The organism is Citrobacter sp. XY323, from assembly GCF_025106035.1.
In the GTDB taxonomy this organism is placed as follows: domain Bacteria; phylum Pseudomonadota; class Gammaproteobacteria; order Enterobacterales; family Enterobacteriaceae; genus Citrobacter; species Citrobacter braakii.
The window spans coordinates 557,728-570,617 of record NZ_JANYUK010000004.1 but is presented as its reverse complement, the minus strand read 5'-3'; the positions used below and the strand labels follow the sequence as shown (position 1 = coordinate 570,617).

Genomic DNA, 12,890 nt, shown 5'->3' with positions numbered 1-12,890 from the left:
AACGAAACGCTGCGGTTCAACCGTCAGACCTGCTATCTTCAAAATCAGGACATTATTGCAACGTTTTATTAACATATTTAACGTCGAATATCCTCATCGACGCGACAATGGCATAAGACCTGCATGAAAAAGTCTGCAAACACACAACACAACGTAAAACATAATAAAATTACGCCACTTGAGGGTTATGTATGAAGAAGACGGTTCTTGCTTTGTCTTTGCTGGTAGGACTCTCCGCCACCGCGGCCAGCTACGCAGCACTTCCGCAGACGGTTCGTATTGGTACAGATACAACGTACGCACCTTTTTCCTCTAAAGATGCCAAAGGCGACTTTGTCGGTTTTGATATCGATCTGGGAAATGAGATGTGTAAGCGCATGCAGATCAAATGTACCTGGGTAGCCAGCGACTTTGATGCGCTGATCCCGTCGCTGAAAGCGAAAAAAATTGATGCCATCATCTCCTCGCTTTCAATCACTGAGAAGCGTCAGCAAGAGATTGCGTTTTCAGACAAGCTTTACGCAGCAGACTCACGTCTGATCGCCGCGAAAGGTTCCCCAATTCAACCGACTCTTGATTCCCTCAAAGGTAAACATGTTGGCGTACTGCAAGGCTCGACTCAGGAAGCCTATGCTAATGACAACTGGCGCAGCAAAGGCGTAGATGTAGTGGCCTATGCGAACCAGGACCTCATCTATTCTGACCTGACAGCGGGTCGTCTGGACGCGGCGTTGCAGGATGAAGTCGCGGCCAGCGAAGGTTTCCTGAAGCAGCCTGCCGGTAAGGACTACGCTTTTGCTGGTCCGTCGGTGAAAGATAAAAAATACTTTGGTGACGGCACCGGGATTGGCTTGCGCAAAGATGATGCAGAGCTGAAAGCTGCTTTCGATAAAGCGCTGGGCGAACTGCGCAAAGACGGCACCTACGACAAAATGGCGAGCAAGTATTTTAACTTCAATGTCTACGGCGATTAATACGCCGCAGCGGGGAATGGACTGCACCATTGCGGGTAACCATTACGGTGCATAATAAATTCAGTGCACTGTTTTGGTGCTTTTGTCGCTGTCTTAATAAGCATGAGTGCATACTTAAGCGCTTTTCATGCAAATAAATACCGTCGACAGGGTAGAATGCTTTGCCTTGTCGGCCCGATTAATGGCACGATAACTGCACCTGGTCCTGTAAAGATCCCCTATAAAAGACAGTCTGTTGAGGATAGTTATGAAAAAACTGGTGTTGTCTCTTTCTCTGGTCCTGGCTTTCTCCAGTGCTACCGCAGCATTTGCAGCCATTCCGCAAAAAATTCGTATCGGTACCGATCCTACTTATGCGCCGTTCGAATCGAAAAATGCACAGGGTGAATTAGTCGGTTTTGATATCGATCTGGCTAAAGAGCTGTGCAAACGTATCAATACACAATGTACCTTCGTGGAAAACCCGCTGGACGCGCTTATCCCTTCGTTAAAAGCGAAGAAAATCGATGCGATTATGTCCTCGCTTTCCATTACTGAAAAACGTCAGCAGGAAATCGCCTTTACCGACAAGCTTTATGCAGCCGACTCGCGTCTGGTTGTCGCTAAAGATTCTGCTATTCAACCAACCATTGAGTCGCTGAAAGGTAAACGTGTTGGAGTGCTGCAGGGCACGACTCAGGAAACCTTCGGCAACGAGCACTGGGCGCCAAAAGGCATTGAAATTGTCTCTTATCAGGGGCAAGACAATATCTATTCTGACCTGACTGCCGGGCGTATTGATGCTGCTTTCCAGGATGAAGTCGCAGCCAGCGAAGGCTTCCTGAAACAGCCGGTCGGTAAAGATTACAAATTCGGCGGCCCATCTGTAAAAGACGAGAAGTTATTCGGCGTGGGTACCGGTATGGGGCTTCGCAAAGATGATAACGAACTGCGCGAAGCACTGAACAAAGCCTTTGCCGAGATGCGAGCTGACGGTACTTACGAGAAGCTGGCGAAAAAGTACTTCGATTTTGATGTTTACGGCGGTTAATCACCGCAGGTGCTGATAAAGCCCGTAGATTTTTGACGAGTTGAATTTATGCCTGATGGCGCTGCGCGTATCCGGTCTACAGCGATTTTGTAGGCCGGATAAGGCAAAGCCGCCATCCGGCATTAAACGATTTGTCTGAAATCAAAAGAGGCTTATTACTCCACCACACACGACAGGACAGGCAGCATGTTGTATGGCTTTTCAGGTGTTATTTTACAGGGCGCAATTGTTACGCTGGAGCTGGCACTTAGCTCGGTGGTACTGGCGGTTCTGATAGGCCTTGTCGGCGCGGCAGCAAAGCTGTCGCAAAGCCGGGCGCTGGCGCTTATTTTCGAAGGGTACACAACGCTTATCCGCGGCGTGCCCGATCTGGTCTTAATGCTGCTCATCTTTTACGGATTACAAATCGCGCTGAATACCCTTACCGATGCAATTGGTATCAGCCAGATTGATATCGATCCGATGGTCGCGGGTATTATTACGCTCGGGTTTATCTACGGAGCCTATTTTACCGAAACATTTCGTGGCGCATTTATGGCCGTGCCAAAAGGACATATTGAAGCCGCGACGGCATTCGGTTTTACCAGTTCACAAATATTTCGCCGCATTATGTTCCCGGCGATGATGCGCTATGCCTTACCGGGAATTGGCAACAACTGGCAGGTCATTCTTAAGGCCACGGCGCTGGTATCGTTGCTCGGCCTGGAAGACGTGGTGAAAGCCACTCAGCTTGCCGGAAAAAGTACCTGGGAGCCGTTCTATTTTGCCGTAGTGTGCGGGGTCATCTATCTGGTGTTTACCACTGTTTCTAATGGTGTGCTGCTGTACCTTGAGCGCCGCTATTCTGTGGGTGTGAAGAGGGCTGACCTGTGATTGAGATTATTCAGGAATACTGGAAGTCCCTGCTGTGGACCGACGGATATCGCTACACCGGCGTGGCTATCACCCTGTGGCTTCTGATTTCATCGGTGGTGATGGGCGGGATACTGGCGCTGTTTTTGGCAATTGGTCGTGTTTCCAGTAATAAATTTATCCAGTTTCCCATCTGGCTGTTCACCTATATTTTTCGTGGGACGCCGCTGTACGTCCAGTTGCTGGTGTTTTATTCCGGGATGTATACGCTGGAGATAGTCAAAGGCACGGACTTCCTCAACGCGTTTTTCCGCAGTGGGCTAAATTGCACCGTGCTGGCGCTGACGCTGAATACCTGCGCCTATACCACGGAGATTTTCGCCGGGGCTATTCGTTCCGTACCCCATGGTGAGATTGAAGCCGCGCGCGCTTACGGTTTCTCGTCGTTTAAACTGTATCGCTGCATTATTTTGCCTTCCGCGCTGCGTATTGCGCTGCCGGCTTACAGCAATGAAGTTATTTTAATGCTGCACTCCACGGCGCTGGCGTTTACCGCAACGGTGCCTGATTTGTTGAAAATCGCCCGCGATATCAACTCGGCAACCTATCAGCCGTTTACCGCCTTCGGTATTGCCGCTGTTCTGTATTTGATTATTTCGTATGTCCTGATCAGTCTGTTCCGCAAAGCGGAAAAACGCTGGTTGCAGCATGTATCCTCTAAATGATTCGAGTAACACGATGTCTGAAAATAAATTAAACGTTATCGATTTACATAAGCACTACGGCGAACATGAAGTGCTGAAAGGGGTATCGCTGCAGGCCAATGCGGGTGATGTTATCAGTATTATTGGCTCGTCAGGTTCCGGTAAAAGTACCTTCCTGCGCTGCATTAACTTTCTCGAGAAACCGAGCGCCGGGTCGATTGTGGTGAGTGGTCAGAACATTGGTCTGGTACGCGACAAAGACGGCCAGCTTAAGGTTGCAGACAAAAATCAGCTGCGCTTGCTGCGCACGCGACTGACGATGGTCTTTCAGCACTTTAATCTGTGGAGCCACATGACGGTGCTGGAAAACGTGATGGAAGCGCCGATCCAGGTGTTGGGGCTGAGCAAGCAGGAAGCTCGCGAACGTGCGGTGAAGTATCTGGCGAAAGTGGGTATTGATGAGCGCGCTCAGGGCAAATATCCGGTGCATCTGTCCGGTGGTCAGCAGCAGCGTGTCTCCATTGCTCGTGCGCTGGCGATGGAACCGGAAGTGTTGCTGTTTGATGAACCCACGTCGGCACTTGACCCGGAGCTGGTGGGCGAAGTGCTGCGCATTATGCAACAACTGGCCGAAGAGGGAAAAACCATGGTGGTCGTGACCCACGAAATGGGGTTTGCCCGTCATGTCTCCACGCACGTGATTTTCCTGCATCAAGGGAAGATTGAAGAAGAGGGCGATCCGGAGCAGGTATTTGGTAATCCGCAAAGTCCGCGTTTGCAGCAGTTCCTCAAAGGTTCGTTGAAGTAAGTCACCTGCCCGGAGGCGCTACGCTTTCCGGGCCTGGGATTTTAGCGCGTCGCACTCCAGACGATAAACCCAGTCGTCGTAGGCGATACCATCAATCTCATACGCCTTTTCCAGCACCTGCGTACGCACGAACCCCGTTTTTTCCAGAATCCGTATTGAGCCCTTATTATCCGCCAGTGCGTAAGCATTTATCGCTGTGACCGCCGCGTGCTCGAAGGCGTACTGGCACACCGCGCGTACGGCTTCGCTGGCAATACCTTTCCCCTGCGCCTGTGGCATGATGGCGTAGCCGAGGTCGGCTTCGTGCGGGTAGAGATGGCTGATTTGCAGACCAATATCGCCGAGCGGCGTCGGGTTGTTGTGCTCGCGGATGACAAAAGTGTGCTGTGCGGCAAGGCGTCTGGCGAATAACAGACGCGTATCTTTCGCCGGGGCGATGTTGCCCATATAGCGCATGACTTCAGGACATTCACGTAGTTTCTGGAAAAATGACCAGTCAGAAAACTGAAACAAAGAGAGGGTAAGTCGGGGAGTCGAAATTATCGCCATAACGTCGCCATTGCAGAAATCTGGCCTATAACCTTACCACCACAACGGCGACCGTGAATAGCGCTTAGGGGTTATCGGATGACATCCGCCAGCGCTTCTTCTAAATCGTACCAGCGAAACGCGAAACCGGAGGCTTCCAGGCGTTTTGGCAACGCTCGCTGCCCGCCGAGAACCAGCACTGAAGATTCGCCCATCAGCAACCGCATTGCGGTGGCGGGAACGCGCAGAATGGCAGGACGGTTCAGGGCGTGGCCCAGCGCGTGGGCAAACTGCTCATTGTGTACCGGGTACGGTGAAACCATATTAAAGGGACCGCGCAGATCGTTATCCAGCAGCCAGAGAATTCCGTTGACCATATCATCAATATGGATCCAGGCCATATACTGGCGTCCGTTGCCAATTGGTCCGCCTAAGCCAAGACGAAACGGCGGGACCATTTTCGCCAGAATGCCGCCAGCAGAGGCCAGTACCACGCCGGTGCGCAGCATACACACGCGGGTTTTATCGCTTTGCGCAGTGCTGGCAATTTGCTCCCAGCGGGCGCACAGCTTATGGGTAAATTCGTTATGCGGCGGCTCTTCTTCTGTGACCACCACTTCGCCTAAATCGCCGTAGTAACCGGTAGCGGAACCGGAAATTAGCACTGCGGGCGGTGTCTCGCTGGCATTGATTAAATCGACTAGCTTCTGCGTGATGACCCAGCGGCTCTGACACAGGCGTTCCTTTTGCTGGGCACTCCAGCGCTTGTCCGCAATCGGCTCTCCGGCAAGGTTAATGACGGCATCAATGTCATTGAGATTTTGCCGCTCTTCCAGCCCTTTGGACAGCGTAACCCGGGAGTCGAGAATCTGACGCGCCTTATCAGGAGAACGGGTCACTACGGTTATCTGATGCCCCAGCTCCAGCAAGCGGGGGATCAGATGACGTCCAATCAGGCCAGTACCGCCGGTAATCAGAATCTGCATGTCGCCTCCCGGGTTATGTTTTAACGCTGCCAGCTCAGCGTCATAGAGACTGAGTCGGCGTAACGTAATGCGTGAAGTTTATCTATCTCTACTTGAGCATAAGTGACCCAGTGATGTTCGCGTGCGATATCGAGCACATCTTGAGTTAATTTTTCTAACAATGAGAAGCGGTTACCCTCCACGTGGGCAATGATGCTCTTGGTGATAGTGCGATAATTCAGCGCGTCGTTGATATCTTCGCTGGTACGGGCTTTGTCTGCCGGATAGTGAATGGCAATGTTGATGACGATATCCTGGCGGTTAAGGATCTCCTCTTCTTTGATGCCGATAAAAGTGCGCAGACGAAGGTTTTTTATACGAATAATTGCGTCAGGTTGTGACATTGCAGGTTTCCTCCATGTATGAACCTTTGCATGATACACGAGAACCGAATCGCGTCACCGCTTCTCACTTTGTGCTTGTTGCATGGCGCGTTCCGTTGCGGGACGCGTACGGATGCGTTCATGCCAGTTATTGACCGCCGGGTAGTTGTCGAGGTCGATGCGCTGACGCTGATGGGCGTGGATCCACGGCCAGCAGGCAATGTCGGCAATGCTGTAGTGATCGCCTCCCAGCCAGGGGGACGTTTCCAGACGTTTATTCATCACGTTGTACAGGCGCTGGGTTTCAACCTGGTATCTTTCAATGGCGTAGGGAATCGTTTGTGGGGCGTAGTGGCTAAAATGATGATTCTGACCCAGCATGGGTCCGAGGCCGCTGACCTGCCAGAACAACCACTGCAGCGTAGTGTGGCGTTCACGTAACTCACCGCTCAGCAGCTTACCGCTCTTTTCTGCCAGATAGAGTAAAATTTCTCCGGACTCAAACAGGCTGATGGGCTTTCCGCCGTCTACCGGGGCACTGTCGATAATGGCCGGGATTTTATTGTTTGGTGAGATTTGCAGAAAATCAGGGTGAAACTGGCTACCTTTGCTGATATCGACATGAATCAGACGGTATTGCAGCTGCGCCTCTTCAAGAAACAGCGTTATTTTGTGACCGTTTGGCGATGGAGTGTAATAGAGATCGATCATTTTCAGCGTCCGTTTTGTCATGAACCGGGTCATAACAAGTATAGAGCCTGTTGGCGTGCGTGAGTTTTCATCAAGTGACAGTGAGAGAAAGACTCTATATTTTGAAGGCAAGCCAATACATTTCAGAGGACATTATGAGCAAATCTGCAATTACGCTGTGGTCAGATGCCAATTTTTTCTCCCCTTACGTGCTGTCTGTTTATGTCGCTCTGCAAGAGAAAGGACTGCCTTTTACGCTGAAAACCGTTGATCTCAACAGCGGCGAACACTTGCAACCTTCATGGCAAGGGTATGCGTTAACGCGGCGCGTGCCGGTGCTTGAAATCGACGGTTTCGAGCTGAGCGAATCATCAGCGATTACTGAGTTCCTGGAAGAGAGTTTTGCGCCGCCGCAGTGGGAGCGAATCTACCCACACGATGTGCAAAAGCGCGCGCGGGCGCGCCAGGTTCAGGCGTGGATCCGCAGCGATCTGATGCCTATCCGTGAAGAACGCTCAACGGACGTGGTTTTTGCTGGCGTGAAAAAAGGTCCGTTAAGCGAAGCGGGAAAAGTCAGTGCGGAGAAATTGTTCGCCACTGCGAGCCATTTATTGAGCCACGGTAAGCAGAATTTATTTGGCGAATGGTGTATTGCCGACTGCGATTTAGCACTAATGCTGAATCGTCTGGTCCTTAACGGCGATGAGGTTCCCGAAGCGCTTGCAGAATATGCCGCCTTCCAGTGGCAGCGCGCTTCAGTCCAGCGTTTTATCGCGCTTTCAGCGAAGCGTACCTGCTGAAAAACGGGGCGTAATCCAGTATCATTACAAGGTACTTTTCAACGAGGAGTGAGTGATGAAACTGATGTTCGCATCGGACATTCATGGTTCGTTGCCAGCCACGGAGCGCGTACTTGAACGGTTTGCCGCAAGCGGTGCGCAATGGCTGGTGATATTGGGTGATGTTTTAAACCACGGACCGCGTAATGCGCTCCCGGAAGGCTATGCGCCTGCGCAGGTTGCTGAGCGGTTGAATGCGCTGGCAGCGCGGATTATCGCGGTGCGTGGCAATTGTGACAGCGAAGTGGATCAGATGCTTCTGCATTTTCCGATGACCGCGCCGTGGCAGCAAATTCTGACAGAAAACCAGCGACTCTTTTTGACGCACGGGCATCTTTTTGGCCCGCAAAATATGCCGGCACTCAACGTGGGAGATGTACTGGTTTATGGGCATACACATTTGCCCGTCGCTGAGCGTCAAGGGGATGTTTACCACTTCAATCCCGGCTCGGTAAGCATCCCGAAAGGGGGCTTTGCGGCAAGTTACGGGATTCTGGATGATAATGTTCTCAGCGTAATGGCACTCAATGATCAAAGTGTTATTGCACAGGTCGAGATTAATCCGTAATTTACCCCACAAACATAAACGCGCCGTAAGAGCGCAAGAAAAAAGAAGGTTTCCTGATGGTGGAACAGCGTCGTTTGGCAAGTACGGAATGGGTGGATATTGTGAATGAAGACAACGAAGTCATTGCACAATCCAGCCGGGAACAAATGCGGGCGCAACGCTTACGCCATCGTGCAACGTATATCGTCGTGCATGATGGTATGGGCAAAATTCTGGTTCAGCGTCGTACTGAGACAAAAGATTTTTTGCCCGGCATGCTGGATGCCACCGCTGGCGGTGTTGTGCAGGCTGACGAGCAACTACTGGACTCAGCGCGCCGTGAAGCGGAAGAGGAACTGGGGATTGCGGGCGTACCGTTTGCCGAGCATGGGCAGTTTTATTTTGAAGACCAGAACTGTCGCGTCTGGGGCGGGCTGTTTAGCTGTGTTTCCCACGGACCGTTTGCGCTTCAGGAAGAAGAGGTTAGTGAAGTTTGCTGGCTGACGCCGGAAGAAATTACCGCGCGCTGCGACGAATTTACGCCGGACTCACTGAAAGCCCTGGCGCTGTGGATGACCCGCAACGCTAAGAATGAAGGGGCGAAAGCCGAAAAGCAGGAAGAAGCTGAGTAAAATCTGCTCATCCGGCCTACAGCGTCGAGAAATCGTGTAGGCCGGGCAATCGTTTTTTAATGGTAACCCATTATCTGCGCGCCAATTACCACCACGCTGGACATAATAAACAGCAGTCCCAACAGCGTGGCGCCTACCTTCAGCCAGTTACGAAAATCCACCCGACACACGCCTAACGTTGCCATCAGCGATGCCGACGTAGGATAGATAATATGGCTGAATCCGTCGCCAAACTGGAAGGCCAGTACGGTGACCTGACGGTTTACGCCAACCAGATCGCCTAAGGGTGCTAATAACGGCATGGTCAATGCAGCCTGACCAGAGCCGGAAGTAACGAAGAAATTAAACACCGCCTGGAACAGCAGCATAAACCACGCCGCGATGGCGTTATCCAGCCCGCTGATGCCGTTGGCAATGCTGTGCAGCAGCGTGTTTAACACGCTGGCTTCACCCGCCTCTCCATTACCGACCAGCAGTAATATGCCCTTGGCAAAACCGACCAGCAGGGCAGGGGCAATCATCATTCGCGCGCCTTCAGTGAATGAGGAGGCCATGATGTTGACCGTCATGCCGTTGAGACGAAAGACCACGCCGATGATGCCAATTACCAGGCCCATGGTGAAGAACTGGCTGGCTATCTCAGGAATAAACCACGCGTTGACGATCACGCCCCAGACAACCCAAATCATTACCGCGGTCAGCACCAGCAGCACCAGCCAGTCGCCCAGCGTGAAGCGTCGTTCCACCACGTCGTCCTGCTGTTCGCGAAAGAAACGGTCGGATTCATGTACCCGGGACAAAAGCGGATTCTTTTTGATGCGCGCCGCATAGGCCAGCGTGAAGGTCAGCCCTATCAGGGTCGCAACCACCCACACAATGATACGCAGACCGGAACCAGAGAGCACCGGTACGCCCGCAATCCCCTGCGCGACGACCACGCAGAACGGGTTCATCCATGAGCTGGCGAATCCAATTTGAGTCGCAATATAGGTGACCAGAACGGTGGTGATACTGTCGTAACCTAACCGTACCATTAACGGTGCGATGATAATGGCAAAGGCGACCGCCTCTTCCCCCATGCCAAACACCGCGCCGCCTAATGAGAAGAGAACAAACAGCACCGGGATAAACAGGACTTCGTTTCCTCGCGTATGGCGGATGAGCGCCAGGATGCCGTTATCGATGGTTCCGGTACGCATAACGATGCCGAATGCGCCGCCAATCACCAGCATAAACATAATAATGCCGACGGCAGTGCCGAATTTAGAGCCGGAGGTTAACCCTTCAAACGGAAAATTCATCAGGCCAGGGCGCTCATCACCGGTGGTGAAAAACTGCACCCGGTGATACTGCTCTTCGCCCGCGTCGTTGGTCAGAATTCGAAAAGAGTGGGGGTCGACCACCTTACGGGTTTTGGTTTGTCCATCAACCTGATACTGCACTTCCTGACTGTCGAACATCCCGACGGGAACAACCCATGTCGCTAGACTGGTTAAAATGGCAACGAAAAAAATAATCACCAACGTATCGGGCATCGCCCATTTTTTAGCTGGCTGTGTTTCTGTTACTGCTGACATGAAAGACTATCCCTGTTGCAATGCAAAAGAGGATAAGTATGCAAACAGGAGAATAGTTATTCATTGATGCAGCGCATCCTGGCAAATGTTTCAGAATATGCCAACGGGAAAAACAGGTATAAAAAAACCGGAAATATAAGCTATTTCCGGTTTAATAAGCAGAAGTGTTGCCGGATAAGACATCCGGCACACTCGACAGATTACTGCTGCTGTTGGGAAGACTGGATCGCGGTCAGAGCGATGGTGTAGACGATGTCGTCAACCAGCGCGCCACGAGACAGGTCGTTCACAGGCTTGCGCATACCCTGCAGCATCGGCCCGATGGAGATCAGGTCGGCAGAACGCTGTACCGCTTTGTAGGTGGTGTTACCGGTGTTCAGATCCGGGAAGATGAACACGGTAGCGCGACCTGCAACCGGAGAGTTCGGCGCTTTGGATTTTGCTACGTCAGCCATAACGGCGGCGTCATACTGCAGCGGACCGTCGATCATCAGGTCAGGACGTTTTTCCTGCGCCAGACGTGTGGCTTCACGAACTTTTTCTACGTCGCTACCTGCACCAGAAGTACCGGTGGAGTAGGAGAGCATTGCTACACGCGGTTCGATACCGAAGGCAATGGCGGATTCAGCGGACTGAATCGCGATTTCTGCCAGTTGCTCTGCAGTCGGATCCGGGTTGATCGCGCAGTCGCCGTATACGTAAACCTGATCCGGCAGCAGCATGAAGAACACGGAAGACACCAGGGAACTACCCGGTGCAGTTTTGATCAGCTGCAGCGGCGGACGGATGGTGTTCGCGGTGGTATGAACTGCACCAGAAACCAGACCGTCAACGTCGTCCTGTTCCAGCATCAGGGTACCGAGAACCACGTTGTCTTCCAGCTGTTCGCGGGCAACGGTTTCGGTCATACCTTTGTTTTTACGCAGTTCGACCAGGCGAGCAACGTAGCTTTCGCGAACTACATCTGGATCAACGATTTCTACGCCAGCGCCCAGCTCAACGCCCTGAGAGGCCGCAACGCGGGTGATCTCATCCGGGTTGCCCAGCAGTACGCAGGTTGCGATACCGCGTTCAGCACAGATAGCCGCTGCTTTAACGGTACGCGGCTCGTCACCTTCCGGCAGAACAACACGCTTGCCGGCTTTACGTGCCAGCTCGGTCAGCTGATAACGGAACGCTGGCGGAGACAGACGACGGCTGCGCTCAGAGGTCGCAGTCAGGGATTCAATCCAGTCAGCGTTGATGTAGTTAGCAACGTATTCCTGAACTTTCTCAATACGTTCGTGATCGTCAACCGGAACTTCCAGGTTGAAGCTCTGCAGGCTCAGAGAGGTCTGCCAGGTGTTGGTGTTCACCATGAATACCGGCAGGCCGGTTTCAAATGCACGTTCGCACAGTTTAGTGATACGCGCGTCCATTTCGTAGCCGCCAGTCAGCAGCAGGGCACCGATTTCCACGCCGTTCATGGCTGCCAGGCATGCTGCAACCAGCACGTCAGGACGATCGGCGGAAGTCACCAGCAGAGAACCTGCACGGAAGTGCTCCAGCATGTGCGGAATGCTGCGTGCGCAGAAAGTCACAGACTTCACGCGACGGGTATTGATATCACCTTCGTTAACGATAGTGGCGTTCAGATGACGCGCCATATCGATTGCACGCGTTGCGATCAGATCGAAGCTCCATGGCACCGCGCCCAGAACCGGCAGCGGGCTGGATTCTTGCAGTTTAGCCGGATCAACTTTGATCACTTTTGCTTTGGAAGAGTCGTCGAAAATCTCGGACAGATCCGGGCGAGTACGGCCCTGCTCATCAACCGGTGCGTTCAGTTTGTTAACGATTACGCCGGTGATGTTGGTGTTTTTCGCGCCGCCGAAGCTGCTGCGAGTCAGTTCAATACGCTCGTTCAGCTGTTCCGGGGTATCGGTACCCTGAGACATTACGAAGACGATTTCTGCGTTCAGCGTTTTCGCGATTTCGTAGTTCAGAGACTGCGCGAACTGATGTTTGCGGGTTGGGACCAGGCCTTCAACCAGTACAACTTCAGCGTCTTTAGTGTTCGCGTGGTAGTTCGCGATGATCTCTTCCATCAGCACATCTTTCTGATTGCTGGACAACAGAGATTCAACATGGCTCATCTTCAGCGGCTCAGCGGCTGGCAGAGAAGAGTTAGCACGGACGATGCTGGTAGTCTGGTCTGGCGCATCGCCACCGGCACGCGGTTGAGAGATCGGCTTGAAGACGCTCAGACGAACGCCTTTGCGTTCCATTGCGCGGATCACGCCAAGGCTGACGCTGGTCAGACCGACGCTGGTTCCGGTAGGGATCAGCATAATAATACGGGACACGGTTTATCCTCTTTCG

The 12,890-nt window shown here is 52.4% G+C and carries 14 protein-coding genes; 8 read left to right on the top strand and 6 right to left on the bottom strand.

Features of this window, described 5'->3' with window-relative positions; all coding sequences use genetic code 11:
* The first annotated feature begins 191 nt into the window (after positions 1–191).
* The 5 genes from argT (at position 192) to hisP (ending at position 4,368) form a co-directional block, all read left to right on the top strand.
* Positions 192–974: a lysine/arginine/ornithine ABC transporter substrate-binding protein ArgT gene (gene argT, locus N0B36_RS09130; protein WP_006683634.1), complete on the top strand. Its 783-nt coding sequence runs from the start codon at positions 192–194 to the stop codon at positions 972–974.
* 247 nt (positions 975–1,221) lie between these two features.
* Positions 1,222–2,004 carry a histidine ABC transporter substrate-binding protein HisJ gene (hisJ, locus tag N0B36_RS09125; protein WP_003028120.1) on the top strand — a complete coding sequence of 261 codons (783 nt, stop codon included), beginning with the start codon at positions 1,222–1,224 and terminating at the stop codon, positions 2,002–2,004.
* 186 nt (positions 2,005–2,190) lie between these two features.
* The gene (locus N0B36_RS09120; protein WP_016153853.1) at positions 2,191–2,877 is read left to right on the top strand and encodes a histidine ABC transporter permease HisQ; all 687 of its coding nucleotides are present in this window, start codon (positions 2,191–2,193) and stop codon (positions 2,875–2,877) included.
* On the top strand, positions 2,874–3,581 hold the full coding sequence (hisM, locus tag N0B36_RS09115; protein ID WP_003028116.1) for a histidine ABC transporter permease HisM: 708 nt from the start codon (positions 2,874–2,876) through the stop codon (positions 3,579–3,581). The genes N0B36_RS09120 and hisM overlap by 4 nt, the downstream gene beginning before the upstream one ends.
* A 13-nt stretch (positions 3,582–3,594) precedes the next feature.
* Positions 3,595–4,368, top strand: coding sequence for a histidine ABC transporter ATP-binding protein HisP (gene hisP, locus N0B36_RS09110; protein ID WP_043017062.1), 774 nt, complete (start codon positions 3,595–3,597; stop codon positions 4,366–4,368).
* 18 nt (positions 4,369–4,386) lie between these two features.
* On the opposite strand, the gene N0B36_RS09105 is transcribed toward hisP, so the two are convergent.
* From N0B36_RS09105 to yfcG, 4 genes are all read right to left on the bottom strand, one after another.
* On the bottom strand, positions 4,387–4,917 hold the full coding sequence (locus N0B36_RS09105; protein ID WP_016157046.1) for a GNAT family N-acetyltransferase: 531 nt from the start codon (positions 4,915–4,917) through the stop codon (positions 4,387–4,389).
* A 71-nt stretch (positions 4,918–4,988) separates the two neighbouring features.
* Entirely contained in the window at positions 4,989–5,882 is an 894-nt protein-coding gene (locus N0B36_RS09100; protein WP_016153850.1) for a TIGR01777 family oxidoreductase, read from the bottom strand.
* Positions 5,883–5,902: 20 nt separating this feature from the next.
* Positions 5,903–6,265, bottom strand: a complete 363-nt coding sequence (gene folX / locus N0B36_RS09095) for a dihydroneopterin triphosphate 2'-epimerase (protein WP_016153849.1) — start codon at positions 6,263–6,265, stop codon at positions 5,903–5,905.
* Positions 6,266–6,319: 54 nt separating this feature from the next.
* A complete protein-coding gene (yfcG, locus tag N0B36_RS09090; protein ID WP_016153848.1) occupies positions 6,320–6,955 on the bottom strand; it encodes a GSH-dependent disulfide bond oxidoreductase in 636 nt (211 codons plus the stop codon).
* Positions 6,956–7,089: 134 nt separating this feature from the next.
* Here yfcG and yfcF point away from each other — a divergent pair, with 134 nt between their 5' ends.
* Genes yfcF through yfcD form a run of 3 tightly spaced genes read left to right on the top strand, consistent with a single transcriptional unit; the run spans position 7,090 to position 8,952 of the window.
* Positions 7,090–7,734, top strand: a complete 645-nt coding sequence (yfcF, locus tag N0B36_RS09085) for a glutathione transferase (RefSeq protein ID WP_200080063.1) — start codon at positions 7,090–7,092, stop codon at positions 7,732–7,734.
* A gap of 55 nt (positions 7,735–7,789) precedes the next feature.
* Complete coding sequence (yfcE, locus tag N0B36_RS09080) at positions 7,790–8,341, top strand: phosphodiesterase (protein WP_016153846.1); 552 nt, start codon at positions 7,790–7,792, stop codon at positions 8,339–8,341.
* A gap of 56 nt (positions 8,342–8,397) precedes the next feature.
* Positions 8,398–8,952, top strand: coding sequence for an NUDIX hydrolase YfcD (yfcD, locus tag N0B36_RS09075; protein ID WP_006683645.1), 555 nt, complete (start codon positions 8,398–8,400; stop codon positions 8,950–8,952).
* 56 nt (positions 8,953–9,008) lie between these two features.
* Here the strand turns inward: yfcD and yfcC are convergent, their stop codons facing one another.
* Both yfcC and pta read right to left on the bottom strand, forming a co-directional pair.
* On the bottom strand, positions 9,009–10,529 hold the full coding sequence (yfcC, locus tag N0B36_RS09070) for a putative basic amino acid antiporter YfcC (protein WP_016157044.1): 1,521 nt from the start codon (positions 10,527–10,529) through the stop codon (positions 9,009–9,011).
* A 200-nt stretch (positions 10,530–10,729) separates the two neighbouring features.
* A complete protein-coding gene (gene pta / locus N0B36_RS09065; RefSeq protein ID WP_016153844.1) occupies positions 10,730–12,874 on the bottom strand; it encodes a phosphate acetyltransferase in 2,145 nt (714 codons plus the stop codon).
* Between the last annotated feature and the right edge of the window lie 16 nt (positions 12,875–12,890).